We start from the raw sequence: 24204 nt of genomic DNA, 5'->3' as shown, positions 1-24204 counted from the left end.
CCGTTCGGTGGCGCCTGCTGGCCTTCGTGGTGGGCGCCTTCCCAGGCGCCCACCACTGGGCCGCTGCCATTCGCGAACTCGTCCGGGCGATCGCGGAGCCTTACCCGATGGCCGGGTGCGCCTGGGTGCCTCCCGAGGTCACCAGGCCGTAACCGGGCACGGCGTCGGTCACGGCGAGAGCCGCGTCCCCGGTCACGACGTCGGCGCCGCTACGTGCGTCGACCACCACATCGCCGTTCTCGGCGTGACCGTAGACGGCACCATGGAACGCGCAGGTCACATCGAGGGCCACGCGGCCGGCGGCCTTGTCGGGAAGCGACCACAGACGGCGGCCGGAACGGGCGTCGAACGCCAGCGTTTGCTCGGGGGAGTCTCCGCTGATCATGGCGGGCTCGGTGCACACGATGGTGTCTCGTTGATCGAACTCGCACACGAAATCCTTGTTGCCGAGTCCGCCGAGCGGGGTCAGCGTGGTGACCTTCTTTCCGTCGGCGGTGTCGAACAGCGTGTCCCGGCCGTCTTGCGAGGTGTGCACCACCACCCGGCCGGACCCCGCCATGACCAGCTCCGGGACCCGACCGGCCAGGGCCGTGCGGATCTCCGGACCCGACCAGAGGGACGTCCCGTCGCGACCGCGCAACGCGACCAGGTTCGATGTCCAGTCGTCGTCTCCTGATCGGAAGCCCACGACCTTGTCTCCATCGACTCCGCGTGGAATGACCCCGTCCCGCTTCCAGAGCACCGCCCCCGATCGGGCGTCCACGGCCATGGTGTAGCCCACGTTCAAGATCACGCTTACGCCGTTGCCGTCGCGGCCCGCTCCCACGATCTTGGGTGGAAGCGCGGTGGAGGGTCCGGGGGCCGCCCGGTGCCAGCGGGTTCGGCCCGCAGGGTCGACCGCGAGGACCTGGGTCTGTTCGGTGTCCTGCTGTGTGCCGGTGCCCTCGGTGATGGTGTCGTAGGCGGCGACGATCAGGACTTGGCCCTGCCCGTCGGTCACCGCCACCGGAGCCGGCGGATCCTCCTCGGTCATCGGCCCGCTGGTGAGGTTGGTGGCGCCGGGCAGCCCGACCGACCAGCGACGCGCCCCGGTCGCGAGGCCGGTCGCCACCAGCGCACTGCCTTCCTCGGTTTCGACGTAGGAATAGGCGGTGTCTTTGACGACCGCGACCGGACCTGTGCCTACCTGCACCTCCTTGGCCGAGAACCGGCGTGGCGGATCGTAATACCGGACGGGCGAAGCCGCAGCCGACGACGGTGTCCTCTTGCCATGCGACGGCGACTTCGTGGAACAGCCTGCGTTGGCCAGCATCGATGCCGCGACCGGCAACACCAGTAACATCGCCGGTACCTTCATACAGTCTCCTCTTCACGCACGTCCCGATAGAGCGGGCACGCGCACAGTAAAGGAGGCAGCGGCGAGATTGCAGCGAAAAGGCCCAAAATGATGGGTGTGGATCTTCTGCTTGTCGCCGCACGGACGAAAGTGCTAATCTAGAATTTAGTCACTTTGAGTTGCCCTCCAGTCCGGTTATCGCCTTCTCGGCCTCGTCCTGTTGACCCGTGACAACCATGATCGCGAATCGGCTGATCGGAGAAGGGCGTCCAGCGTGTCGGCCCGCAGGGCGCAGAGGGCGTGAGCAAACGATGCCACGGATAAGAGAGCCCTATCTGTGGACGCGCAATGCACTGAACCCGGCCCCTGACCTGCGGCCAGTAGGTCAACGGTGGCGGCGTGTTCGGCGAGGGCTTTAGCGGTTTCGCGCCGATATGCGGGTAGATGCCCGAGACTGTGCAGTCCTTGGTGTTCGGACGGGGGCCTGGAGACGCGAGTGTTCGCGAAGCCGCACACCCGCTGAACAGCCCGGGGTGTCCGGCCGTTCAGCGGGCGACGAGGATGTCGTTGCGATCCGGTCAGGATCTCACGGGCACAACGCGGCGTTGAGCGCGGTGCCTAGCGTGGTAACGAGCCCCTGCACGGCTTGCGGCCCGTTGAGGGTTGCCGAGGCGGCGAACCAGCGGCGTCCATCCTTGGAGGCGGCGGTCAGCGTGAAGTATCCGGGGACGCCGCCCGCGTGGCCGTAGAAGGTGCCGCACTTCAGCGGGATGTTCTCCACTCCGGCGCCGTAGCTGCCGCCGGGTGTGGGGGTGCGCATTTCGTTCAGCTGCGCGGGGGCCAGTATCCGCGTCAGGCCGCGCTGGAAGGTCGCCAGATCACGGGTGTCGGAGACGATCCGCCCGGCCGCGTCCATGATCGAAGGATTCAGGGCGGTGACGTCGACGTACCGGCCGTTGTCCAGTACGTAGCCCCGGTTGTGCTTTCCCTTCAAAAAAGGTCTCCGTGCCCGGCACATAGGTGTGGGTCAGGTTCAGGGGGCGAAGGATGCGTTGCCTGACCGCCGTCGCGTAGCGCGTCCCCGTGACCTTCTCGATGATCATGCCGAGCAGCACGTAGTTGGTCTGCGCGTAGTAGAAGGTGCCGAGCGGCTCGCGTGGTCGGCCCTTGATCGCGGAGAGGAGCGCGCGCGGGGTCCAGGTACGGAACGGGTCCTTCAGCGCCCCGCTATCGTCGAACGCGGACTCGTCGGGATACTCCGGCAGCCCCGAGGTGTGCCGCAGCAGGTGCCGCACAGTGATTCCCGACGCCCCGCCGGGGACGGCGCCCGGCAGCAACCGTTCCACATCATCGGTCAGCGAGAGCCGCCCCTCTCCCACCATCTGAAGGATCACCGTGGCCGTGAAGGTCTTGGTGACGCTGCCGATGCGGAACACACCCTGCACAGGCGGGGCGTGCCCACCAGCCCTGCGGACCCCGTACCGGAATTCATAGGACCTGCCGTCCACGCCCCACCGGGCGATGACCGAGGGCGCCTTCGCCTCGGTCACCACCTTGGTCAGCGCGTCCCCTGCCGTGGGCGTCTGCGCTACAGCCGTCGCGGGCACGGCGGCGACCATCACGACGGCCAGCGCCGTGGCTCTCATCACTGTCATGCGGGCCAGCCTCCCCAATGATCACCCCCGCCTGGCATCGGGGAAGGACCCCCAGATCCCCCCTAGGCCGCTAGGAGGACGCGAATTGCCCATACGGCCGATTGCGCTGGTCGCCGTACCACGACCTGACCCCCGCTCCCAGAGCGTGGTCTTGGGCGTCGGCGGCCTCAGGGCGCCTATGGGGACGCTCGTCCTTCCGTCGGGGGCATCGGGGTCGCGGAGCGCACGGAGGGCGCCGTGCACCAGATCGGGCCAGCCGAACGAATACGTCCCGTGCACGCGTGGGTGTTTATGTACGAATGAAGACCGCCGAGCGGCGTCGTCCTCGATCACGGATAGCGCCCATCTGGCTCATGTCCGGCGAGGGCCTACGCGCCGACGGAGCCTGCCGGACGAAAACGGCCAGGTCGTAACGGCGGCCGCCCTCCGGGCTTGACCCCACCCCCTACAAGCGCCGCAACCTCGTCGAACGCCGCATCAACCGGCTCAAGCAATGGCGCGGCATCGCCATCCGAGACGACAAGCCACCACTATCGGGAGCCATCACCCTGATCAGTGCACTTCTCTTGAGCAACACATGATCTACCGGACACGCCCTAGGAGTCAGTGTCGCCGTGTCGCCGCCGTGAGGTGCCGGCCAAGCCGGCCTCGCGGCGTTCTTCCTCGCTGAACCCACGGGTGTCGCGGAACTGCACATACGGTTCGCGGTCGGCAGGCTGTCCGGCGGCGATCGCCCGGCCGCGCTCCAGTTCGGCGTTCATCTCCGCGCCCAGCAGGATCGCCAGATTGGTGATCCACAACCAGACCAGAAAGATGATCACAGCGGCGAGGCTGCCGTAGGTCTTGTTGTAGTTGGCGAAGTTCGCCACATAGAGCGCGAACAGCCCGGACGCCGCCAGCCATACCACCAGCGCTAGCACCCCACCGGGGGTGACCCAGCGGAAGGAGCGCTTGGCGTTGGGTGCCGCCCAGTACAGCAGCGCGAACAGGAAGCTGACCACGAACAGCATGACCGGCCATTTGGCGATGTTCCAGATGGTGACGGCGGTCGAGCCGACGCCGAGCATGTCGCCGAACTTGCGGGCGACCGGTCCCGACACGACCACCGCGATCGCCGACGCCGACAGGAGCACCAATGTCACCACCGTCGTGGCCAACCGGGTCGGCAGCGTCTTCCAGAACGGGCGGCCTTCGGGGATGTCGTAGATGGCGTTGGCGGCGCGCATGAACGCCCCGACGTATCCCGACGCCGACCAGATCGCGGCGAGCAGGCCGATCAGCGCGATGAACCCGGCGCCGCCGCGACCGCCCTGCAGTTGAGTGAGTGCGCTGGTCAGCAGGTTCTTCACCGCGCCGGGCGCGATGGAGCCGAGGTTGTCGATCAGGTCGTTGCTGACGGAGGTGCCGGCCAGCCCGATCACCGAGACCACCACCAGCATCGCCGGGAAGATCGACAACACCGAGTAGTAGGTGAGGGCGGCGGCCCAGTCCGAGAGGTTGTCGCGCTTGTACTCACCGGCGGCCCGTTTGGCCGCCTGCCCCCACGAGCGGGCCGATAGGTCGGAGGGTGCCGCGACTTTGCCCATGATGTCCCTTCTTGAACTTCAGCGGTGTGTCAAAAGCTGACCCGCCTGCGCCGCCCGATCGCCGGGCCGAACTGCGCCGCTCTGGACTTGGCCTGCGGGGCGGTAACGGGCCCGCTTCACCCGCTCGACGCCCTCACCGGCCGCGCCGCAGACCTGCTTGACCTTCTGCGGGGACAACACCTTTCCAACGGCCTTGGCCACCGGCGCCTCGATGGTCTCCACGAGCTCGCACCGGGCTCGTCCGCCCTGGTGCTGGCCCTGAGCACGGCTGCTCTGCCACGTGTACTGCTGCATCTTCCGCAGGGGCATCGGTGCGTCGCCCTTTCCGGTGGGGCCAGGCGGTAGGGCCATAGGCGCTGACGGTCCCTACCCGCTCGGTTCCCTAGCTCTCCCTGGTTGCGACGGCTGACCTTCCATCCGCACAATTCCCCCCTTACTGGCCCTAAACGTGCGGACCATCAGAGTGATCAAGGCAGGAGGGGCCAGGTTTCAGTAGATCGTCACGGGTCCGCCCGGACGCAGTCGCGGGAGCCCGGTTGGCTTCAGGGATGACGACCATCGGGATCAGGTCATCCCAAGAAGCGGTTCCGGTTGGAGTTGCGAGGAGGGTCGCGGGCGAGACCCGCACGGCCATCTACCCTGAACCTGATCAACAGCTCGATCAGCGGGGAGCCGAGCCGCAAGGGCGCCAGTTCCCCGCCAGAGGCACCATCTCGCTTCCATAGCCGGATCCACGGCCTTGAGCCCGACGAATCACCAAAGGCCGCCTGTGCCATCTCCGACACGAGACGCCGCACGACGCGCCCGTCAGGAGGCCGAGCGGGCCGTGTCCGCTGAGGTGCGGCGCACCGCCCTAATGCAGGCGGGCCACGGAGCGCACCAAGCGCGACACAGGATGCTCCTTACAGAAGTCTGTGGAGGACGCCACCCGTCGGGAGCGCCGAGGAGACCGTCCTACATAGGATCGGCCGGACCACCGGGCCATAAGCCTGGTTCCGCGTCAAGATCGCCGGACGCGCCGCCGTCGGACACTTCAGGAACGCCACGGACGAGTCCGCGCTGCCTTCCGTCCGCGCCGTCTCCGGACGGCAGCCGAACGAGCCGACCACGAGATCGAGCACACCGCCTACTGGCAGCCGACTCTTGCCGCAGCCCAGACCGCCGCCGAGCAGGCCCTCGCGTCCACCCTCGCCGTAACACAGACCCGCATCCGACCTGTCCGACCGGCTGATCAGCGTCTGAAGCGACCAACAATGCCGGTACCACTCGGGGACTTGATTTTGTTCCCGACGCCTGACCTCCTGCAGAGCGCCTTTGTACTCGCCGGATTTGGCCACCTCGTGACCTCTTCCGGCAGCCGCAACGCTGGCCACGCTTGGTGGACCCGTCATCGCGTGTGCAGGGCACGCTGGTCGCAACGTGGAAGGCGGGCGGCCGGGCACTACGGGTGCTGGTTGATGGCCTCCCACTCACGCAACGCCGGTGGTTCCGAGCTGGACGCTGCCGGATGGTGCGCGGTCTGGTCGAGCGTGTCTGGGATCGGGGTCCGCGATGCTGTGCCGGGTCGGTTGCCGGACGTCCGTTCGGTGGAGGGCGCGCCTCGGTGGCCGTCCTTCCAGGAGCTAACGAGGGTGGCCGGGACGACGGTCATCAGGGCGCAGCGGATCGAGATCGCCCCGACCACATACAGCAGGACCAGCAGGATCAACGGCGGCGCCAGCACCCCGATCTTGGAGACCGCCGCGACCACGATCCGCTCCAGGCCCTCCCGCTGGACGACCCGGTGGCGGCGTTGGCGAGGGGCTGGCGCAGCATCGCCAGGTCCGCCTCGTCCAGGGTGGCGTCCTCGGCGGGCGGGGGCGGCGGTGCTTGTCGCGCTGGCTGGGGGTGGAGGCGCTCTGTCGACCGCGCGACGACGTCGCCCTGCGCTGGAGCAGAGACGCATGGGGAAGCCGTCCGGAAGCACCTGAAGGGCTCGAACGTAGTGATAACGACGGTGACCGGACGCGAAGGCACCGAACTGGTCCGTGTCCGTCGAGATGTTCCCGGTGACCGAGGTGATTGAGGATGAGATCGCCGACCGCATTGGTGATGACGGACGGCGTCGACCATCGCGGCTGCATCCCTGCCGATGGTGGGAACCACTCGATCTGGCCTCCGGAGGAAAGGCGGACAGCCGATCAGCTTGGCACTGGCTCCCCCCGGACTTCATCGCTCGCGCTCTTCGATCTTGGTTCGGCCATGCCTGACAATTTCGCGGGTCGGGAAAGCCGGTGGAGGCTCGCCAGCCTGGAGTGGGCTTCGATCCTCGTCGATGGCGGAAGTGCTGGGAACAACCGTCAAGGCGGTCGGGCGGTTGGGGTGGCGACCGGGTGGGTTGCTCGCTGGCCTCATGCTCGGCAGCGGGCCGCTCCGAGCGCAACGGCTGCTGTTCTGTTGCCAGCCTGATCGGCGGGACGGCCCTCGGGCGGTGGGGTCAGGCGGCCTGGGGGAAGGGAGGATCGGCGGGGGAGCTCAGGACGTCGTGCAGGCTCGTTGGGAGGGTGTCGCCCCACAGCCAGTCGTTGGTGGTTCCGTCGAAGGTGGGCGGTGGGGCAACGGACCAGAGGCGAGGGGTGATCGGGGTGAGGTGGGCTTCGAAGGCGCCGGGGTGTGTGCAGGGCTCGCGGGTGGAGCCCCAGAAGTCGTTGAAGTCGCTTTCGGTGAGCTGGCGGGTGGCGGTGATGGTGCGGGTCTGGTCGGCGGGGCCGGTCGCCAGCCACTGCCAGTGGTCGGTCAGCAGGTGGCGGGCCGTGGTGCGGAGGACGTTGAGGGCGACCAGGTCGTGAGGGCAGGCGACATCGGTGATCTGGAGTTCGGGGAGGCCGAAGCGGCGCAGGCCGCGGGTGCGCAGGCGGACGCAGGAGCAGCCGTTCACCCCTTCGGGGTCATGCTCGGGGTCGGCGGCCGTGCAGCGGCCGTTGGCGCGGAACGGGGGCAGGGCGTCGCCGAGCCACTGGTCCGCCAGTACGAAGCTCGTCCGTTCGGTGGTGGGAGGGCTCAGGATGTGGCCGGTGACCAGGTCGGCGACCACTCCGCCGGTGGCGTCGGCGAGGGCGTGGGCGGCGGCTCGGGCGACCTGGGCGCCGCGGGGCTGGTCGGTGACCGGTGCGGTCGATGTGACGACGGCGAATTCTGCCGCCTGGTGGAACGCCCACTGCGCTCGTCGCTGACCGGGATGGACGGCCGTGATCCGTGCGGGGTCCCAGCGGAGGTCGGCGAGGGTCTCGCGCTGGAGGGTCAGTTGCGGCGTGCCGAGCCGTCCGGCCAGGTGGGGGCTGAAGGCCACGGTGCGGCTGCGGGCGGCGCCGGCGAGGTCGTGCGGAATGTGGTCTGCCGCCACGGCGAACCGGGACGTCGTGCTGGAGGGGACGGGGAACATGATGCTGGTCATCGGGCTCCTTTCGGGACGAGGTCTTCGGCAAGCATGCGTCCCCGCCCGGCGGCGCGGCACTAGAACGCCATTCTGGGGATAACTCGGCGGGTTGGAGCCGGGGTCGGGAGGTGACGAGCAGGTGGTGCTTGGGGGAGGCGGCGGAAAATTCTGTGCGCGAGCCAAGGGGCAGCGGCCAGACTTGGCCCCATGAAGATCGAAGGCGAGCGGGTCGTCCTGCGAGCGGTGAAGGACGAGGATTCCGGGGTGCTGGAGGAGATCCTCCGGGAGCCGGAGGTCGCGGCGTGGTGGGGTCCGACCGACGACTTCGAGGACATGCTCGCGATCGTGCTGGACGGCCAGGTGGTGGGTGCCATCCAGTACGACGAGGAGGACGACGAGGACTACCGGCACGCCAGCATCGACATCTTCCTGAGCGCCCGCCACCACGGCAGGGGGCTCGGCACCGACTCCGTGCGCACGTTGGCGCGGTGGCTGATCCGGGACCGTGGACATCACCGGATCACCATCGACCCGGCGGTCGCCAACACGGTCGCGATCCGCTGCTACACCAAGGTGGGGTTCAAGCCGGTCGGCGCGATGCGCGAGTACGAGCGCGACCCGGTGTCGGGGGAGTGGCGTGACGGGCTGCTGATGGACCTTCTGGCGCGTGAACTCCTCGACTGAGGCCGGATCGGGCCAGTAGGGCCTGGACACGCCGCCGTCGTAACGCTCAGGTACGGCCGTGAGCCCCCGAGGAACCCTCGCCTAGGGGGGCCGGAGGCCGCCAGTCCAGCTTCGACACGCCGTTGACCACGGAAAAGACCAGCTTCGGCCGAATTCGCGTCGTTTCGCACGGCATCGAGAGCGGATTCAGGGGGAATGTGTACGTTGGGTAGATCAATGCAGCTGTGAGCTGCGGGGACGACCCCGCCGCCCAGCTCGGAACAGGAGGTCTCCGTGACCCGAACGCTGTCGAGGGGCACCCGTGTCACCGGTGCCGAGCGGACGCGGCTTGCCGCGGAGCTCGCCCCGCGCTACGTGGCCGGCGAGAGCATCCGCGATCTGGCCGCCGAGACCGGCCGCTCGTACGGATTCATCTACAACGTCCTGAAGGAAGCGGGTATCCAGTTGCGCGGGCGGGGTGGCAACACCCGCCGCAAGAAGGACTGAACCGCTCCCGAGAGAAGAGAAGCAAGCAAGATGGCCGGATGTCCCCCTCGCCCCCCGGGGGGACCCCGTGCGCTAGGAACGGCGGAAGGCTCCGGTGACCTCGGAGCGGCCGTTCAGGCTGGCGAGATCGGCGGCAGCCCGTCCCGCCACCCATCCCTCGTAGTTGGAGACCGAACCCGCCCGGCTCTTGGCCAGGTTGGGGAACATCTTCTCGACGGCCAGTTCGACGGCCTGGTCACGTGCGGCGAGGACGGGAAGCAGATCCTCTCCGTCCGTGCTCGCCGCCGCCCGGCTCGTCGCCTCGTCGGCCGCCCCACGCAGCCGCTCCCCGATGCGGGCCGCATAGGCGTTGAGGAAGGCGTGACGGAACGAACGGGTTCGTGACCGGCCACGCGCGTCCCGTCTGGGGCCCGCGTGGACCATGGCCGCCGTCGCCTGCACCAGCAGCGATGTGAACAGCATCTCCACCGCGGCCAGATCGGCCGGGAACCCCAGAACGGTGGAGAAACCCAGCTCCCTGTGCCAGACCGCGCGGCATCTGTTGGCGTCCGCCACCACGGTGAGCAGGACGGCCTTGGGCGCGTCATAGGGATTGTCCACGGCGATGCGCCGTCCGGCGGGCCCGCCCGGGTTTCCGGTCTCCGCGGCCAGCAAAGCGTGGTCGATGCTGTGCCGGGCTATGAGCTCCTGAGCGCGCGCGCTCAGCGCCTCCGCCTCCTCTGGGAACTCCGTGGATTCGGCCTTGGCGAGCAGGGCCCGTACCTTGGCGAGCATCCGCTGGTCGACATCGCGGACGCGGTCCCGTGAGGGCGCGTGCGTGCGGGGTGTGCCCGGCGGAGGGCCGATGCTCGCCAGACGAGGCAGGCCCTCCAGCAGGTGGACGAGTTCGATGGCGCTGGTGACGAAGGCCGTGCGGTCGACGCCTTCGCGTTCGCACCAGGACTCGGGGTAGGCGTCGTCGTGCTCCCACCACACCTCGGCTCCGAGGACGGCGAGCTGTTCGCGCCACTGCTCGTCCACCGTCGTGGCGGCGTAGGAGCGCATCTGGGCGGCGATCGCGTCGGTCGCCAGGCGCGCGTGCCGGGCCGTGCGGCGGCGTCCTACGTACCTGACCACGTCGGCCGGCTGCCAGCCCCGCTCCCACGCGGTGGCGACCGACCGCAGCAGCCGCGCGGCCAGGCACCGGTCGGCGACACGGGGCCAGCCGGGTGGGTCCGCGCGTTGCGCGAGCGCCTGGATGAGGCCGGCGAACAGGGTCTCGTCGGCGCGGGGGAGGGCGCGCAGCGCCTCGGCCACCAGCTCCCCGATCTCCTCGGTGGGGGACGGCGGGTCCTCGACGAAGCCCGCGGCGTCGGGGAGACCCGCCGCATCACCCGATCGTGGCTTCCACCACGCCTTCCGCACCCGGCGCTCCCGTCTTCTCGTGACTCGTCAGTAGGCCACGACGATCCTGCCATGCGGAGTACGCCGCCGTCGCTGGTGGACGGAACTGTTCGTGGACGGTTCGAGGCGAAAGTCAGCGCCCCTGGCCGGTCGGCCAGGGGCGCTCTGGTGAAGGGGTTCCGCGGGCAGGGCTCTACTCGGCGTGGTGCTCCTGGCCGCGCATCTCCTCGACGACCACGCTCTGGTAGGCGCGGGAGGTGTCCGGGACGTAGCTGAGCCGTGCCAGGGGCTTGCCGTCCTGGCCCCGGATCTCGAAGTGGTAACCCTCCCCGGCCTCTCCGACGTGCGCGACGGCCTGGTCGTGCCTGAGCCGGCACATCGTGTCCACCTTCTCTAGAGCGACCTCCAGGCTGCCCGCGTCGCTGATGAGCCGCGCCGGCTCACTCGTCTCCCAGATCTCGAACATCGTCATGTCCTGTCGGCGGTCGGTCGGAGGAACGGGCGGGGCATTCCCTACGTCGGAGCAAGCTTGCGCCGGTTCGGTGGATCTTTCAATCAGCATAGATATCGGATTGATCACTATTCGAAGTTTTGTGCGTCCGCAGCTTCATAACGGTGCGTGACGGAGCGGAATCTCGGCCAGGTCAGGATAGGGGGACGGCCGTCGAGACGCGAAATCGAGAGTTGCACGGAGCGTCGCGGAGATGGTCCTGTGGACCACCCCGGATCTCACGGAATCAGAGGACCGCCATGGGTGGGTCAGTCCTCCGCCACCGCCACCACGGTTTCCTTGGCGTCGGGTTCGGTGAAGCGGAGCAGCGAGTGCCCTTCGGTTGTGAGGCTCTCGACGGCTCCGGAAGGCAGAGGTTCGAACGGGCGCAGTGTCATTGTGGCGACCCTGCGCTTATACACCATGTCCCAGATGCCGTGCGCGAAGCCGTCCCACAGGAACACGGAACGGACGCGGAGGTTCTTCGACGTGAGGGACGGGCGGTCCCTGTCGGAGATCACACGCCTGCGGTCGGCGTGGGCGAGGACGAGATTGTCGAACTCCGGGAGGAAGCGCGCCGGGGCGGGGGCGTCCTCGGGCGGACGAGGCGCATCGGGGAGGTCGAACAGTTCCCGATCCTTGTCATCAGCGAAGACGCGGAGGTCGGGGCGGAGGCGTTCGAAGACCTCGCCGAGCGCGGTCAGCCCGGACCAGGCCTGCGCGTCCGCCGCCGAGGCCGGGCCGAACGCCGCCAGGTAGCGCAGCATCAACGCGTCGGCTTCCGGCGCGGCGGCCGGCGGCGTATCCAGCCAGGTGTCGGCGAGGGCGAATTCCGATGTACGGGGGAAGGCCCATCTGTCCTGTGTCGGAACCATCACCAACGGTACGCACATCCGGACCGCGTAGCCGAGAGCGCGGTCATTGACGTCCGGGAATTCGGCCTGGAGCAGCGCACGCACGTCGTTGAAGGTGCGAGGCCGCTTTTCGAGGAGGGCCCTTGCCGCGGGGACGACCTGCTCCAGATCGAGTCCTTCCGCCCGATCGCCCAGGACGCGCATGGCCCCGTCCAGCATCGGCTGTATCGCACTGCGGAACGCTGTGTAATCGGTCGCTGTCACCAAGTGCAGAGTGGCGCGCATCATGGTCGCTCGGACAAGTGTTCGGTCGTGCACCGCGGCATGCAGATCGGCAGCCTGGAAGTCGCTTATGCGGGTCCACAGACCGAGGAAAGGCGGCTTGGGTTCCTGCGCCTGCATTCCGCACAGCCGCGCCACAGCCTCGGCGACCGGCACGGATTCCCGCGCGAGCAGGAGCTGCCGTGCGAGCGTGGCCCGGTTCAACGCCCGGACGCTCAGAGTCTCCGTCATCGTGACCGTCCTCCCGCAGACCCGGACGCCGCCGGGACACCTCGTTGGCTGCCCGACCCTATCCGCGCCGACCGACATCGCCGCAGGAGCACGACGCCTTGACCTGGGTCGCTGGCCATCGTGTGTCCGTCGTGCATCACGGAGTCACCGGCGAACGGGCGCCCTTCGCTGGAGGAGCGCGCCCCGATGGCCATGTCGTGTCGTCGGCATCGGGCGCCGCCCTAAGCCGGCGGTGGCGTGCCGGTGTCGTCGGCGATGCCGTGCACCACCTCGCGGACGCAGCGCCGTAGCCATGCGTGCGCGGGATCGGCGTCGTAGCGCGCATGCCATCCCATGGACAGGTGCAGGGGCGGCAGCTCGAACGGGACGGGCACCCATACGAGCCCGAGGCGGTCCACCAGGCGCCGGTGCAACCGCTCCGCGGCGAAGCCCATCAGGTCCGTCTCCTGGACGATCAACAGGGCCGTGCTCACCGTGGGCACCGTCCCCGCCAGATGCCGTTCCCGGCCAGTCTCCGCCAGCAGTTCGTCCATCGGGCCTTGGAGGCGCCCACGCCGGGTGTTGGTGAGCTGGGGTACGGCGGCCCACTCGTCCAGTGTCACCTCGCGGCCGAGGAGGGGGTGCCCAGGCCGGACCACCGATTTGAAGCGGTCCTCCAGGAGCGGCTCGGTACGTGTCTGCGCCGCTTCGCTGATGACGCCGATCTCCAGGTCGACGGTGTCGCGCCTGAGGTCGTGGGTGTCGCGCGGGCCTTCCCCCAGGAACCGCAGGGTCAGGTCCGGAGCCTCACGTCCGACGCGCTCCAGCAAGGGACCGGCCAGGACGGCGACGGTGCCCTCCTCCGCCTGGAGGCTGAAGGTGCCGGACAGTTCCGCAGGGTCGAGGTCGTCTTCCGCTGCGAAGAGCGTCCGAGCGCGCTGGACGAGCTCGTGGACCTCACCTCGGATGGCCAGGGCGCGCGGCGTCGGCGCCATCGCCCGGCCGGCTCGGACGAGCACGGGATCGCCCAGGGCTTTCCGTATGCGTCCGAGCGTCCGGCTCATCGCCGGACCCGACAGGTGGAGCCGCTCGGCCGCACCGCTGACGCTGCCCTCTTCCAGCAGGGCGTCCAGCGCCACAAGCAGGTTCAGGTCCAGTCTGGATTGCACAGGACGCATTCCTCATCTGCAAAAGATGCATTTGAAAGCAAGTCAGCCCCACCTTACGTTGGGGGCACGGAGGCGGCGCGCGCGGCCTGGATATCCCCTCCGCCCCTATGGACGCGGCTCCACGCGTCCTCCGATCGACCCGCAAGGAATCCCCATGACACTGGATGCTGCCCGCATCGCCTCGCCACCCGAACGTGGCCGGGCCTCCGCGCGCGGGATGACACCCCTGATGTCCGCGTGCGTCGTCCTGGTCGTGGCGACGGTCGCCGCCATCAACCTGGCCATCCCCAAACTGTCGGCGAGTTCCCTCGCGCCCGGCTCCACCGGCCTCCTCTGGATCGTCGACTCCTACGTGCTGGTCTTCGGCTGTTTGCTGATCCCTGCCGGGGCTCTCGGCGACCGGTACGGGCGCAAGGGGGTCCTGCTCGCGGGCCTCGGCGTCTTCACCGCCGGCTGCCTGGTGTCGGCCGCCGCTCCCGGCGTCGGCGTCCTGGTGGCCGGACGGCTCGTCACCGGCATGGGCGCCGCCCTGATCATGCCCGCGACCCTGTCCCTGCTGCTTCAGGTGACAGAGCCCCCACGCAGGCCGCAGGCCATCGCGACTTGGACGGCGGCCACGGGTATCGCGGGAGCCGTCGGAAACCTTGGCGGGGGAGCGGTCCTCCAGTGGCTGCCCTGGCAGGCGCTGTTCCTGTTCAGCGCTCCCCTCGCGGCCGTTCTCGGCGTCCTCGTCGCGCGGCTCGCGCCTCGCGGCGACAGGCACCCGGCCGACCTCGACCTGGTGGGCACCGTGCTCCTCACCGCCGCCCTGTTCACGCTGCTGTTCGGGATCATCGAGGGTCCTGAGCGCGGCTGGACGTCCGCGCCGGTGCTCGGAGGCTTCTGCTGCGCCGCCCTTCTGCTCGCGGGATTCATCCTGCATGCGCTGCGTGCCGAGCATCCTCTGCTCGATCCTCGCGTCTTCGCGATCGCGCCCCTGCGCAGTGGGGTACTCGGAATCGCCCTGGCTTTCTTCGGCCTTTTCGCTCTGTTCTTCGTCAACGCCCAGTACTTGCAGTACGCGAAGGGCTACTCCCCGCTGGTGACCGGCGTGGCGATCGCGCCTCTCGTCGTCGGGATGATCGTGATGTCCAAGCGGAGCGTCGGTCTGGCGCGGCGGTTCGGCGCCCGCCCGGTGGTGGCGTTCGGCCTCCTGACCCTGGCGGCAGGGCTGGGGCTGCTCTCCCTGGCGGACGCGTCCACCCCCTACGCGCTCTACGCGGCGGACCTGGTCGTCATGTCCCTGGGCATGGGCCTGTGCGTGCCCTCACTCTCGGTGGGGGTGATGGGCGCGCTCCCGTCGAGCCGTGCCGGGCTCGGCTCCGGGCTGAACGGGGCGGCGCGGGAGATCGGGAGCGCGCTCGGTGTCGCCGTCCTCGGGACGGTCCTCACCGGCCGTTTCGCGGACGAACTGCCGCCCGCCCTGTCGGGGCACGCGCACTCGGCGGGCGAGGCGCTCGCGGCCGCCGACGCGGCGGGAGCCGGACCGTCCACGCATGCGCAGGTCGTCGATGCCTTCACCGAGGCCATGGCCACGGGCTACCGGCTGGTCGCGGTGGTCGTGTGCGTCGCCGCCGTGGTCGTCGCCCTGGGCACGCCGCCCCGCGAACGTGAGCCTCGGACGCCCTGACGGGGCGGACGTCCCACCGGCTTTTCCACAGAAAAACTGGCGGGTTGCGGGGCGGTATCCGAGAGATCGGGTGCCGCCCTGCTGCGTGTAAGGATGTGGGTTGACCTGGGGGTTTGCTGGTTCTGCGCGGGCGAAAGGTTGATCTTGTCTCACTGGCGCTCGCTGGCTTCCGGTGTTGCTCGCTGTTCGCGGGCCATGCGCGGGCCAGCGTGGGGGGATTCTTGCTGGTTATGCGCCTAGCTCGCGATCGATGGCCTTGTTGGCGCGGGTCTGGGCGAGCTGGCGTTCCAGGGGGTTGGTTCCCCAGTCTGCGAGGACGATGTGCACGGTTCCGCACTGGTCGGTGTCGCAGCGTGGATGGCGGGCGGCGGTGTCGAAAGTGCGGACCGGGCGGCCTAGCTGGCGTCCGGCTTGGCGTCCGGCGGCACGTAGGCGCTCGCGTTGGGCGGGCGAGTGGTAGACGGTGCCGGTTTCGCCGGATCGCCGTAGTTGGTCGGCGATGATGTCGGCTGGGTCTTCGCTCATCGGGTCGTCTCCTCCTCGCTGCGGTTCCAGGATGCCGTGCGGGGGGTGGGGGTGCCAAGCGGTGTCGGGGAGCGGGCCGGCGGCCGCCTTTCGCTGGGGGCGGGGGGTGTGCGTGGTGGTGGCGGCTGCCGGTCAGCGGCACGGGCGGACGGTGAAGGGGTTGCGCGGGGTTGGGGTGCTGCGGGCGGTCACCTGGGCGGACGGGTGCGGCCTTGACCGGGGCGGCGGCCTGCTAGCCTCGCCGGGCTCCGGGCTGCCCCTGGGCTGCCCACATCGGCCCGGGGCAGGCCGCCGGAGGGGTCCCCGGTCAAGGCCGTGCCCGGCCGCCGCGCGCTCGTCGGACCGTCGCGGGGTTGGTGTGTGGGCACTCTGCCCGGCCTGCGACGGGGTGGCTTAGCGCGCTGGCAGGGCCGCACATCTCTTATGGGTAGAGCCCTACGCCGGAGGCGGGTCGTTGCAAGGGGCGGGGGTCGGGGTTGGTTGGGAATCGTATGAGCGGCAACTGTGTGCGCCTGCTGGGGCGTTGAGCGGGCCTCGGCGATCTCCTACCGTCTGCCTAACCGATCGGCCGGATATCGGCTGGTGTGGCCGGGTGCGGCGCGGGCCGGTCATTTCGTGAACGTGGGGTGGGGTTGGGGCGTCCGAGCGGTATGAGCGATTGGGTGAAGCGGTTACACCGCCGGGCACAGTATGAGTTCGCGCGGCCTCGCGCCCGGTTCGTCGGTGTGGCGCTGGCCGGGGTGGGCTTGGCCGTGCTGGCGGTGGTGTATGCGGTGGCGTTGTGGCGGATGCCGGACTGGATGGGGGTGTCTGATCCCAAGGACCGGCATAACGCGCGGTTGCTGGTGGTGTCGGCCGGTGGTGCGGTGGTGGTGGCGATCTCGTTGCTGTACACCGCCCGCAACTACCGTTTGAGTCATTTGGGGCAGGTGACGGACCGGTTCACCAAGGCCCTGGAACGGCTCGGTTCCGAGAATATCGACGCCCGTCTGGGTGGCATCTATGCCCTGGCCCATGTCGCCGCCGATTCCCGGCCCCACCACGATGACGTGGTGGAGGTTCTGGAGGCGTTCCTGCGTCGCCGTGCGCCACGGGCTCGTGATGACGGCGGTCCGAGCCTGGCCAGCCGCGCACCACTTCCTGCCGAGCCGGACGCCGACGTTCAAGCCGTACTGACCACGCTCGGCGTACGACCGCGCCGTCCCGAACGCCGCACCCTCACCCTCAGTCACCTTCACCTCGTCCGCGCCCGCTTGGAGGGCGCGAACCTGGCGGGCGCGAACCTGATGGGCGCGAACCTGAAGGGCACGAACCTGACGGGCGCGAACCTGACGAACGCGGTCTTGAAGGGCGCGGACCTGACGAACGCGGTCTTGAAGGGCGCGGACCTGACAGGCGTGGTTCTGACGCGCGCGGTCCTGATGGGCGCGGACCTGATCGGCGCGGACCTGACGCGCGCGGACCTGATGGGCGCGGACCTGATCGGCGCGGACCTGACGGACGCGGACCTGATACGCGCGGTCCTGATAGGTGCGGTCCCGATGGGCGCGAACCTGATGGGCGCGAACCTGAAGGGCGCGAACCTGACGGGCGCGAACCTGGCGGTCGCGGACCTGACGGGCGCGAACCTGACGGGCGCGAACCTGACGGGCGCGAGCTTGCGCAAAATGATTGGGAAATCTGAACAGGACATCCGGGCGGCTGCGGAGGTGGACGAACACACCTTGTTCTAGTCGCGCGATGCCCAATCCTGCCCGCGCGGACCGGTCAAGGGGCGCACTTTGGGCGCCTGCTGGACTACTGGGACCAGCTCAACCCCGGCCACTGGGGGGCGAGGGGTGCGGCGGGTCGGTCCTCACCGTGCCCGCTGGCTTGCGGGCGTGGCCTTTTGGGGTCGCGTGGGGGCCGTGCTGGGCGGGTATTTGAGTGTGTAGGTCGGGGGGACGGCTGCTGTGGAAGGTGTGAGGGATGCGGGTGCGGGTGGTGTTCGTGGCGGAGCAGGATTTTGACGGGACCCTGGTCAAGGAGTTGACGGTGGATGCGGCGCGCCTGGTCCTGGTGGGTGCCAGGGGTGAGGCGCTGTGTGATGTGCCGGTGGCGAGTGTGCGGGTGGTGGATCGGGGCCCTGAGGTGCGGACGGCCGAGCTGAAGGGTCGGAGCGCCAACCATGGGCGTGCTTGGACGAGGGAAGATCGCGAGAAGCTGGCGCGGCTGTACGGAGCAAAGGCGAGCATGCGCGAGTTGATGGAAGCGCTGGGGCGGACGCGCGGAGGGATCAGGTCGGAACTGGTCAAGCTGGGGTTGGTGGAGCGTAAGCAGGCGTCGCGGGGCGAGGACGGCGATGGGTGAGCGTGGCTTGGTGTGCGCCTGCGGGTGAGTGCGGGCGGGGGGATGGCGTGAGTGCCTCGACATCCCTGGGTGGCTCGACTCCTTGGTGATGCCGCCTGGGTGAGTGGCGGCGCCGGTCAGCGCGTCGCGGAGTCGCAGGGGTGAGCGCTGCGGGTGCTGCGGGAGACGTGGGCGTGGGTGGGTGCGGACGGAGGGGCGGTAGCAGGGAGGCACGGCGGCCGGGCGGCCGGGCGAGGACGGCGCGCTAGCGCCGCCCGCAGCATCGGCAAAGCCCGGGTCGCCGTTGGCGACCCGGGCTGCCGTCCCCGACGATCCGTGACCGCCTGAGCCAGCGGCGACCCGTAGTAGCCGGAGCGGGAGCACCTGCGGACGACGTGGGGGGTGGCCGAAGCCGCGAGCGAAGCGAGGCGGCGAGGCCGGGGGGAGAGGGGGCCAGGGGGGAGGGGGGCGCGAATGCGGCCCCCCTCCCCCCGGAAGCACGAACCCGCAGGCGCACACCGCGAACAGGAAGAGAGCGTCAGCGACGACGGGTCTCGGGGTGGTGTGGGGTTCATTGGGTGGGAGACGAGCGCTCGCGAGCTAGCGAGCGAGCGCGAGTCGTGGGCGGGGACTCCTTGACCTAGTAGGGAAACTCCTCACACGGCTACGGAAGGCAGCGGTCAGGCGGTCAGGGCGCGTAGGTCCCGCACTGCGGGATGGTCCCGCCGTTCGATCGGGACGGCGCGCAGCACCGTCTTCCCTGTCTCAAGGATCATGTGGCTCCGCTGAGCTGGAGGAAGCCCGGCGAGGATCTCCGTAGCCTGCCGGGCGCCGGTGTCGGTCCCGCCGTTGACCACGACGCAAAGGGCCTCATGGAGACGGACATTCGCGGCGAACTGGTAGCCACGGGTGTTAGCTAGCACGATTCCGCGTTTCTCGTCGGCCTCCGGCTCACGGCCAGCTGCTGCGTGGACCCAACTCGCCGTGAAGTGCACCACGTTGTCGCTCCGGTGGCTCGGCAGGATGCCACCTCGCATCTGTTCCCCAGCAGCGTTGACGAAGGAGTTCAACGCCACCATGGCTTCGCTGTGCCTGCCTTGCAGTGTGAGCGCTTTGGCGCGCGTTCCGGCAAGGTCTACCTTCCGGCAGGACGGCGTAGGTCCGGCGAGCCGTTCCGCAGCGTCGATCAGTTGCAGGATGGTCGCCGGATCACGTTGGCCGTACAGCCCAAACTCGGCCTCTTCGCAGCGGACCATGAGTCGTAGATCGAGATCGCCGGTCCGGTCAGCAGCAGCCCTGGCCGTCCGCCACCAATGGATGGCTGCGTCATGATCGCCAAGACGAGTGAGCGTGTCGGCGTGCAGCATGGAAAGCGCAGCCACGACCCGCCACAACTCGATCGCTTCGCTCGGCTCTGCGATCTCCAACTGACGCTGGATTGCGACTAGGTCGATCAACAGCCCATCACGTGCCTGGGCAGGCGGCCGAGTAAGTATCGCGTACAAGCGATCTGAGAGGGTCAGATGCCAATCCTCCAGATCACGGTGTTCGCTGTTCAGCGCCAGGGCGAGCAGTTGGCGGACCTGTTCCCCAGTGGAACCAAGCGCCCCTGCGCCTACCCCCAGGGCAGCGAGTTGTAGCAGTGCGCGACGCTCCATGTCGCCGTCCCAAAGGTCGGGATTGATGACAATGGTCACGGTACCCGTAGCAGCGGCATCCTGGTCCTGGGGGAACCTCTGCGGTTCTGGGGGTTCTGGCTTGGAGTCGCGTTCCGTGTCCAACGGGATCCCGGCGTCTTCGTGACGACCCGGTTGAAGACCGAGTAACTGACCGGGGATGCGGAGCCCGTCGCGAAATGATTCGACGTCCTCGATCGAGTAGCGCTTCCGGATCCCGCGCAGAATCCGGGAAACGTTGGCCTGCTGAGTGTCGATCAGAAACCCTACGGCCTCCTGCGTCAGCCCGGTTGCGTCCAGATAGATCCGCAGCACCGTATGAAGATCCCTGCGCGTCAGAGCCTCCCGTATCGGCCCTTCGGTCCAGAAGTCCCCCGGGAGGGCCGGAGGTTCACCTAGCCGGGCGCGGGCCTCCCAGGCGCATGATCCACAGCGTTCACCAGGGCTGTAGCGATTGAGGTCTTTCCCGCATTCGGAACACTCGGGTGATCCAGTCATTTCACGCAACCCCTGAGCAGGCCGTATACACATTCACATAGTCGCATGCGTGTTGTCCGCCTGCACGCAGGTCGCTTCACTCGATAGCGCGGGGCCACGCACCAACCACCTGAAGTTCCCGTGTGGTCCGAGCAAGGCCCTCGGTGCGTGGCCCCGCCCACAGACAAGGCGGCCCCGGACGCGGTGATCTGACCCACCGGCCGGGGCCTGACCGGAAGGAGTCTCCGGCTGATGGGAAGCGTAGAGGACACAGGCACGGCGGACGGGACCGAACGTCACGACGCCACCGAACAGCTACTCGGCTACCAACCGCTCGCCACCCTGATGTACGCGCTTCAGGGGCACGGCGTTCGGGGCGACCTCGTGGCGGCTCTGGAGGTGGCCGACCGTGAGGACCCGGAGGCGCGTCCCGCAACCGTCACTTGCAAGCCGCGCTCGATCGACGGCGACCGGATGTGGTTCTTCGGGAGCGATGGAGAGGCGATCGCGCCTGGCGACCACATCACTGAGGCCACGGTCATCATCACCGCCGCGCAGAACCGGCCGCAGGTGACCCCCTTCGGCGAGGTGGATGCGCTGTATGCCGCTGTCCGGCGGCGGTACCCGCAGATCGCGGCGGAATGCCAGTACATCCCGGCCCCCTCCCCCGACGAACCTGAGGACACGCCAAGGGCGGCGGAACCGGGCACCCACCTGCGTCTGCGGCACGGCTATGACATCCGCCGCATCCGCTGGGACGGCGATGCCTACACGTGGTCGGACGGAGCAGACAAAGGCCGGGCGCTCGCCACGGATGCCGAGGAGGCAGCCGACACCGCAGCAGCGGCCTTCGGCATCACGCCCGTTCACCAGCACGAGCAGGACGACCCGCGATGAGCACGCCCCCACCGCTCACCCCTGATCAGGAGTTGGCGGCACTGCGCGCCGACTTCCCCGATTGGTCGATCGCCCACACCCATCCTCCGGGGGAAGATCGGTGGTCGGCCACGCGCGGGCCACTGGCTAGCGAACGCCTGGACGAGCGGGCGACCTTCCACACCGCAACCCCCAACGAGCTTCGTGCGAGGCTCCGGCGCACCACCAAGCCCGAACCGATGGGCTGACTCGATGACCGGGCGCGGCGGTCCGCCGAATGGCGCGGAGCGGACCGCCGCGCCCACCGACGTCGTGCAGCCGTTGGCCTCATTTCGGCGCTGGGGAGCGTGTAGGTGAGGCTGCACGACCGGCACGGACGCATCCGGGGTCCGTGCCACCCGCCCGCCCGGGGCGCATCACCTGGGCGGGCGGGCCCTTGAACGCGCGGCGGTGCGTCCCCCCGCCCGGGGAACGTGCCGCCGCGCCCCCACCCCCGAGGAAGGCCCGATGCAGGACGAACTGACCGCCCCCTACGGGCCCCTCGACGCGCTCCGCGACATCCTCCGGCTACGGGCCCCGCACATCGCCGTCACCTGCGCCCGGACCCCCGAGGTACCCGGCAAACTCGGCCTACGACTGCACGTGAGTTACCTGGACCGACCGGCGCGCCGGATCGCCTGGGACGGCGACAGCGAAACTTACGTCTGGGCAGACGGGCCCGACTCGGGGGCCAAACTCGCACGCGACACCGAACAGGCAGCCGAGCGCATCGCGTGGGCACTGGGCGCGCCGTACTCCACGTATCCCGAATAGAGCGAGGAGGGCCGCGGCTTCCCTTTTCGCTGGCGGGAGGGGTGCCGTCTGATGGCGGAGCCACCCGTAGGGCGGCCGGAGGCCGTCAGCCGGCGGCCCGTCGCGCATTTCCAGGCCGACCCGTGCTGACGTGGAAGCCGCTGCCCGGCACGGGCCCGGTGTCGGGTCGGTGGGGGTCAGGCGATGGGGTGGCCTTCGGCCTGGATGGTGGTCGTGGCGGCGGGCCAGATGCTGACGGTTTGGTCGATCGGGGTGCCGCTGGCGGCCAGGGTGGTAAGGCGGACGAGTGCGGGGGTGGCGGGTGGTAGGTGGAGGGCGACGGCTTCCCAGTCTTCGGCTGGGCGGGTGCTGATGTAGCTGGTGGCGGTGGTGGGGCGGTGTCCGGTGTGGGTGGCCAGGTTGTCCGGCCAGGTGTCGGGCAGGAGTTGGGGTTTGGCTAGTGGGCTGTCGGGGTGGACGCCGGGTGTGTAGGAGATGCGCACTTCAAGGGGGGTGGCGTCGGTGGTGGGGGTGACCACGAGGCGGCGCCGGACGCATACGGCGGCGCCGGGGCCGGTCAGGTTAAGGGCGTAGGCGACGGGTGCGGGTGCGGGCTCGTAGCCGACGGAGATGATGCGGAGGCGGGCGAACTCGGCGGGGATCTGGCCGTTGATCGGGATGGTGTGGGCGGGGCGCGGGGCGCCGGGTGCGGTGTCGCGGCGGGTGGTGTCGGGAAGGGTCGCGTCGGCGAACGCGGCGGGCAGCGCGGGCTGCCCGATCTGCTGGGGGGCGGGGCCTGCGGTGGCGAGGTAGCCGCGTGTGCCTTGGCCTTGGGCCCATCCGGCTTGCTCTAGTTCTTGGAGTACGCGGCGGCTGGTGCGGTTGGAGACCTCCCAGCGCTCTTGGATCTGGGCGTTGGTGGGCAGCCATGAGCCGGGAGGGATCTTGCCCTCCACGATGTCGCGGATGATCTGGTCCCGGATGGTGGACCAGAGCAGCGGCGTGGTTCCGGTGCGGGAGTTGGCGGGCTCTCGGTGTCCCAATGTGGCCACTCTCCAGGTCTTGACCAGTGGTGCTGATCTGGCGCTTTACCTTCCCGCGACTAACCCTAGCTTGTACGCCTTGTGTACGCCAAGGTTTGCAGTTCAACGGTCTTTGGCACATCTTTGTACGTACGGAACGCACCAAACACGGTGCGGGCGGCGGCAACGGAGGCGGGTCGGTGGAGTTCAAGATCGACATGGACGGCATGTCCTGGCTGGTGGCGGACGCGCCGGAGCAAAGGCGCGACTTCGAGACCAGGGAGCCGCGCACGGACTCGGAGGGTCGCCCCCTGTTTCAGGTGCGGCTGTTGGTGATGGACGGTCAGGGATCGGCGCCGATCAAGGTCGGGTTGATCGGGGACCCGGGTCTGAGCCAGGGGGCGTTCGTGCGGCCGATGGGGCTGAGGCTGAACGTGGTGGACCGGAAGGGCGACAGCGTGCAGTGGTGGACGGCGGAGCGGCTGGAGCCTGGGCCGGTGCCGGGTGCTGCGGCCGGGGGTCGGGCGGCTCCGGCAAGGCGGCGGGGAAGGCGGGCCAGTGATGGGGATCAGGAACCGGCTGCGGGGGTCCGGCGAGTTGCCGGGCGACGCGGTGGCGTCGGCGGGTGCGGTGGATGCGTGGGCGTGGGGCGAGTGCTCGTACGTGGTCACCCTGAGCGCGACGGGTCCGGTGCGGGTGCACTACTCGCTGACCGAACCGGCGGGTCCCGCATGGCTGCGGCTGGTGCCGGTGTCTGAGCGGCGGCGGCGCCGGGTGCTGGGCGCGGCGCTGGCCTCGGGGGCGCTGGTGGGGGCGGGTCTGGTGGGTGCGGATGGTCGCCCGGTCGGTGTGGAGGTCGGGGCGGGACGGGCGACGCCGTACGGGTGGGTGCACGTGGGCGGCTACAGCCGGTCGGCGTGGGTGCCGCTCCCTGAGGATCGCCGGGTGGGCGGGGTGCGGCTGGCGGACATGCTCACCGAGTTGATCCCGGGTGGCACGTGGCGGGAGTTGGACGCGCGGCGGTGTGAGGCGTGGCGGGCGTGGGCGCAGCGGTCGGGATCGGTACCGCAGGTGCGGGCGGTGATGGAGGAGACCCTCCGCGAGTGGCGGGGGCTGGCGGCGGGGTTGGAGGAGACCCGGCGTCAGGCGGTTGATCAGGGGCCGTGGGATCGGCGGGTGGCCGGTGGCGCGGGGTCGCATGGGGTGTCGGGGATCTGGCACGGCGGCGGGCTGGGCGGTGCGTGGTGACCGGTCCTCGGCGCGGGGCGGGTATTCAGGCGCCCGGTCAG

At 69.4% G+C, this 24204-nt stretch carries 22 protein-coding genes; 8 read left to right on the top strand and 14 right to left on the bottom strand.

Features of this window, described 5'->3' with window-relative positions:
* Nucleotides 1-100 precede the first annotated feature (100 nt).
* The 7 genes from GNZ18_RS39285 to GNZ18_RS39255 all read right to left on the bottom strand — a co-directional run bounded on the left by GNZ18_RS39285 (nt 101) and on the right by GNZ18_RS39255 (nt 8010).
* Complete coding sequence (locus GNZ18_RS39285) at nt 101-1357, bottom strand: outer membrane protein assembly factor BamB family protein (protein WP_156222433.1); 1257 nt, start codon at nt 1355-1357, stop codon at nt 101-103.
* A 565-nt stretch (nt 1358-1922) separates the two neighbouring features.
* Nucleotides 1923-2252, bottom strand: coding sequence for a serine hydrolase domain-containing protein (locus GNZ18_RS39280; RefSeq protein WP_156222431.1), 330 nt, complete (start codon nt 2250-2252; stop codon nt 1923-1925).
* Nucleotides 2215-2991 (bottom strand): serine hydrolase domain-containing protein, encoded by a 777-nt coding sequence (locus tag GNZ18_RS39275; protein ID WP_156222429.1) that lies wholly within the window; start codon nt 2989-2991, stop codon nt 2215-2217. Before GNZ18_RS39275 ends, GNZ18_RS39280 begins: the two co-directional genes overlap by 38 nt.
* Nucleotides 2992-3587: 596 nt before the next feature.
* A complete protein-coding gene (locus GNZ18_RS39270) occupies nt 3588-4577 on the bottom strand; it encodes a YihY/virulence factor BrkB family protein (RefSeq protein ID WP_156222427.1) in 990 nt (329 codons plus the stop codon).
* An 18-nt stretch (nt 4578-4595) separates the two neighbouring features.
* The gene (locus tag GNZ18_RS39265) at nt 4596-4799 is read right to left on the bottom strand and encodes a hypothetical protein (protein ID WP_156222426.1); all 204 of its coding nucleotides are present in this window, start codon (nt 4797-4799) and stop codon (nt 4596-4598) included.
* Between the two features lie 1219 nt (nt 4800-6018).
* Nucleotides 6019-6327, bottom strand: coding sequence for a hypothetical protein (locus GNZ18_RS39260; protein ID WP_156222424.1), 309 nt, complete (start codon nt 6325-6327; stop codon nt 6019-6021).
* Between the two features lie 726 nt (nt 6328-7053).
* Nucleotides 7054-8010, bottom strand: coding sequence for a hypothetical protein (locus tag GNZ18_RS39255; protein ID WP_156222422.1), 957 nt, complete (start codon nt 8008-8010; stop codon nt 7054-7056).
* A 189-nt stretch (nt 8011-8199) separates the two neighbouring features.
* Between GNZ18_RS39255 and aac(6') the strand changes: the two genes are divergently transcribed.
* Entirely contained in the window at nt 8200-8676 is a 477-nt protein-coding gene (gene aac(6') / locus GNZ18_RS39250) for an aminoglycoside 6'-N-acetyltransferase (protein ID WP_156222420.1), read from the top strand.
* A gap of 273 nt (nt 8677-8949) precedes the next feature.
* Nucleotides 8950-9162 carry a helix-turn-helix domain-containing protein gene (locus GNZ18_RS39245; protein ID WP_214621012.1) on the top strand — a complete coding sequence of 71 codons (213 nt, stop codon included), beginning with the start codon at nt 8950-8952 and terminating at the stop codon, nt 9160-9162.
* Nucleotides 9163-9234: 72 nt separating this feature from the next.
* On the opposite strand, the gene GNZ18_RS39240 is transcribed toward GNZ18_RS39245, so the two are convergent.
* The 4 genes from GNZ18_RS39240 to GNZ18_RS39225 all read right to left on the bottom strand — a co-directional run bounded on the left by GNZ18_RS39240 (nt 9235) and on the right by GNZ18_RS39225 (nt 13550).
* Nucleotides 9235-10566, bottom strand: coding sequence for a DUF2786 domain-containing protein (locus tag GNZ18_RS39240; protein ID WP_312875010.1), 1332 nt, complete (start codon nt 10564-10566; stop codon nt 9235-9237).
* 172 nt (nt 10567-10738) lie between these two features.
* Nucleotides 10739-11011: a hypothetical protein gene (locus GNZ18_RS39235; RefSeq protein WP_156222418.1), complete on the bottom strand. Its 273-nt coding sequence runs from the start codon at nt 11009-11011 to the stop codon at nt 10739-10741.
* A 293-nt stretch (nt 11012-11304) separates the two neighbouring features.
* Entirely contained in the window at nt 11305-12402 is a 1098-nt protein-coding gene (locus tag GNZ18_RS39230; protein ID WP_156222416.1) for a winged helix DNA-binding domain-containing protein, read from the bottom strand.
* 221 nt (nt 12403-12623) lie between these two features.
* A complete protein-coding gene (locus GNZ18_RS39225) occupies nt 12624-13550 on the bottom strand; it encodes a LysR family transcriptional regulator (protein ID WP_312875009.1) in 927 nt (308 codons plus the stop codon).
* Between the two features lie 154 nt (nt 13551-13704).
* On the opposite strand from GNZ18_RS39225, the gene GNZ18_RS39220 reads away from it, so the two are divergent.
* Nucleotides 13705-15219, top strand: coding sequence for an MFS transporter (locus tag GNZ18_RS39220; RefSeq protein ID WP_216651583.1), 1515 nt, complete (start codon nt 13705-13707; stop codon nt 15217-15219).
* Nucleotides 15220-15447: 228 nt separating this feature from the next.
* Here GNZ18_RS39220 and GNZ18_RS39215 read toward each other — a convergent pair whose 3' ends face one another.
* A complete protein-coding gene (locus tag GNZ18_RS39215; protein WP_156222412.1) occupies nt 15448-15744 on the bottom strand; it encodes a hypothetical protein in 297 nt (98 codons plus the stop codon).
* A gap of 650 nt (nt 15745-16394) precedes the next feature.
* On the opposite strand from GNZ18_RS39215, the gene GNZ18_RS39210 reads away from it, so the two are divergent.
* Both GNZ18_RS39210 and GNZ18_RS39205 read left to right on the top strand, forming a co-directional pair.
* Nucleotides 16395-17477 carry a pentapeptide repeat-containing protein gene (locus GNZ18_RS39210; RefSeq protein ID WP_156222410.1) on the top strand — a complete coding sequence of 361 codons (1083 nt, stop codon included), beginning with the start codon at nt 16395-16397 and terminating at the stop codon, nt 17475-17477.
* A gap of 235 nt (nt 17478-17712) precedes the next feature.
* Entirely contained in the window at nt 17713-18093 is a 381-nt protein-coding gene (locus GNZ18_RS39205; protein WP_156222408.1) for a hypothetical protein, read from the top strand.
* A 659-nt stretch (nt 18094-18752) separates the two neighbouring features.
* On the opposite strand, the gene GNZ18_RS39200 is transcribed toward GNZ18_RS39205, so the two are convergent.
* Entirely contained in the window at nt 18753-20063 is a 1311-nt protein-coding gene (locus GNZ18_RS39200; protein ID WP_156222406.1) for a hypothetical protein, read from the bottom strand.
* A 414-nt stretch (nt 20064-20477) separates the two neighbouring features.
* Between GNZ18_RS39200 and GNZ18_RS39195 the strand changes: the two genes are divergently transcribed.
* Entirely contained in the window at nt 20478-21122 is a 645-nt protein-coding gene (locus GNZ18_RS39195) for a hypothetical protein (protein WP_156222404.1), read from the top strand.
* Between the two features lie 486 nt (nt 21123-21608).
* Entirely contained in the window at nt 21609-21914 is a 306-nt protein-coding gene (locus GNZ18_RS39190; protein WP_156222402.1) for a hypothetical protein, read from the top strand.
* A gap of 176 nt (nt 21915-22090) precedes the next feature.
* Here GNZ18_RS39190 and GNZ18_RS39185 read toward each other — a convergent pair whose 3' ends face one another.
* A complete protein-coding gene (locus GNZ18_RS39185; RefSeq protein WP_156222400.1) occupies nt 22091-22936 on the bottom strand; it encodes a GntR family transcriptional regulator in 846 nt (281 codons plus the stop codon).
* A gap of 540 nt (nt 22937-23476) precedes the next feature.
* Here GNZ18_RS39185 and GNZ18_RS43470 point away from each other — a divergent pair.
* Complete coding sequence (locus GNZ18_RS43470; RefSeq protein ID WP_156222398.1) at nt 23477-24163, top strand: hypothetical protein; 687 nt, start codon at nt 23477-23479, stop codon at nt 24161-24163.
* Nucleotides 24164-24204 lie beyond the last annotated feature (41 nt).

The organism is Actinomadura litoris, assembly GCF_009733595.1.
Taxonomy (GTDB): Bacteria; Actinomycetota; Actinomycetes; order Streptosporangiales; family Streptosporangiaceae; genus Spirillospora; species Spirillospora litoris.
This window is presented reverse-complemented; position numbering and strand designations above follow the sequence as displayed.

What these genes read in the sequence shown, in the direction of transcription:
- GNZ18_RS39235 (WP_156222418.1), bottom strand. Translation starts at nt 11,011, where the DNA reads ATGTTCGAGATCTGGGAGACGAGTGAGCCGGCGCGGCTCATCAGCGAC.
- GNZ18_RS39190 (WP_156222402.1), top strand. Translation starts at nt 21,609, where the DNA reads ATGCAGGACGAACTGACCGCCCCCTACGGGCCCCTCGACGCGCTCCGC.
- GNZ18_RS39275 (WP_156222429.1), bottom strand. Translation starts at nt 2,991, where the DNA reads ATGACAGTGATGAGAGCCACGGCGCTGGCCGTCGTGATGGTCGCCGCC.
- GNZ18_RS39285 (WP_156222433.1), bottom strand. Translation starts at nt 1,357, where the DNA reads ATGAAGGTACCGGCGATGTTACTGGTGTTGCCGGTCGCGGCATCGATG.
- GNZ18_RS39270 (WP_156222427.1), bottom strand. Translation starts at nt 4,577, where the DNA reads ATGGGCAAAGTCGCGGCACCCTCCGACCTATCGGCCCGCTCGTGGGGG.
- GNZ18_RS39220 (WP_216651583.1), top strand. Translation starts at nt 13,705, where the DNA reads ATGACACTGGATGCTGCCCGCATCGCCTCGCCACCCGAACGTGGCCGG.
- GNZ18_RS39280 (WP_156222431.1), bottom strand. Translation starts at nt 2,252, where the DNA reads ATGGACGCGGCCGGGCGGATCGTCTCCGACACCCGTGATCTGGCGACC.
- GNZ18_RS39205 (WP_156222408.1), top strand. Translation starts at nt 17,713, where the DNA reads ATGCGGGTGCGGGTGGTGTTCGTGGCGGAGCAGGATTTTGACGGGACC.
- GNZ18_RS39255 (WP_156222422.1), bottom strand. Translation starts at nt 8,010, where the DNA reads ATGACCAGCATCATGTTCCCCGTCCCCTCCAGCACGACGTCCCGGTTC.
- GNZ18_RS39230 (WP_156222416.1), bottom strand. Translation starts at nt 12,402, where the DNA reads ATGACGGAGACTCTGAGCGTCCGGGCGTTGAACCGGGCCACGCTCGCA.
- GNZ18_RS39215 (WP_156222412.1), bottom strand. Translation starts at nt 15,744, where the DNA reads ATGAGCGAAGACCCAGCCGACATCATCGCCGACCAACTACGGCGATCC.
- GNZ18_RS39195 (WP_156222404.1), top strand. Translation starts at nt 20,478, where the DNA reads ATGGGAAGCGTAGAGGACACAGGCACGGCGGACGGGACCGAACGTCAC.
- GNZ18_RS43470 (WP_156222398.1), top strand. Translation starts at nt 23,477, where the DNA reads ATGGGGATCAGGAACCGGCTGCGGGGGTCCGGCGAGTTGCCGGGCGAC.
- GNZ18_RS39210 (WP_156222410.1), top strand. Translation starts at nt 16,395, where the DNA reads ATGAGCGATTGGGTGAAGCGGTTACACCGCCGGGCACAGTATGAGTTC.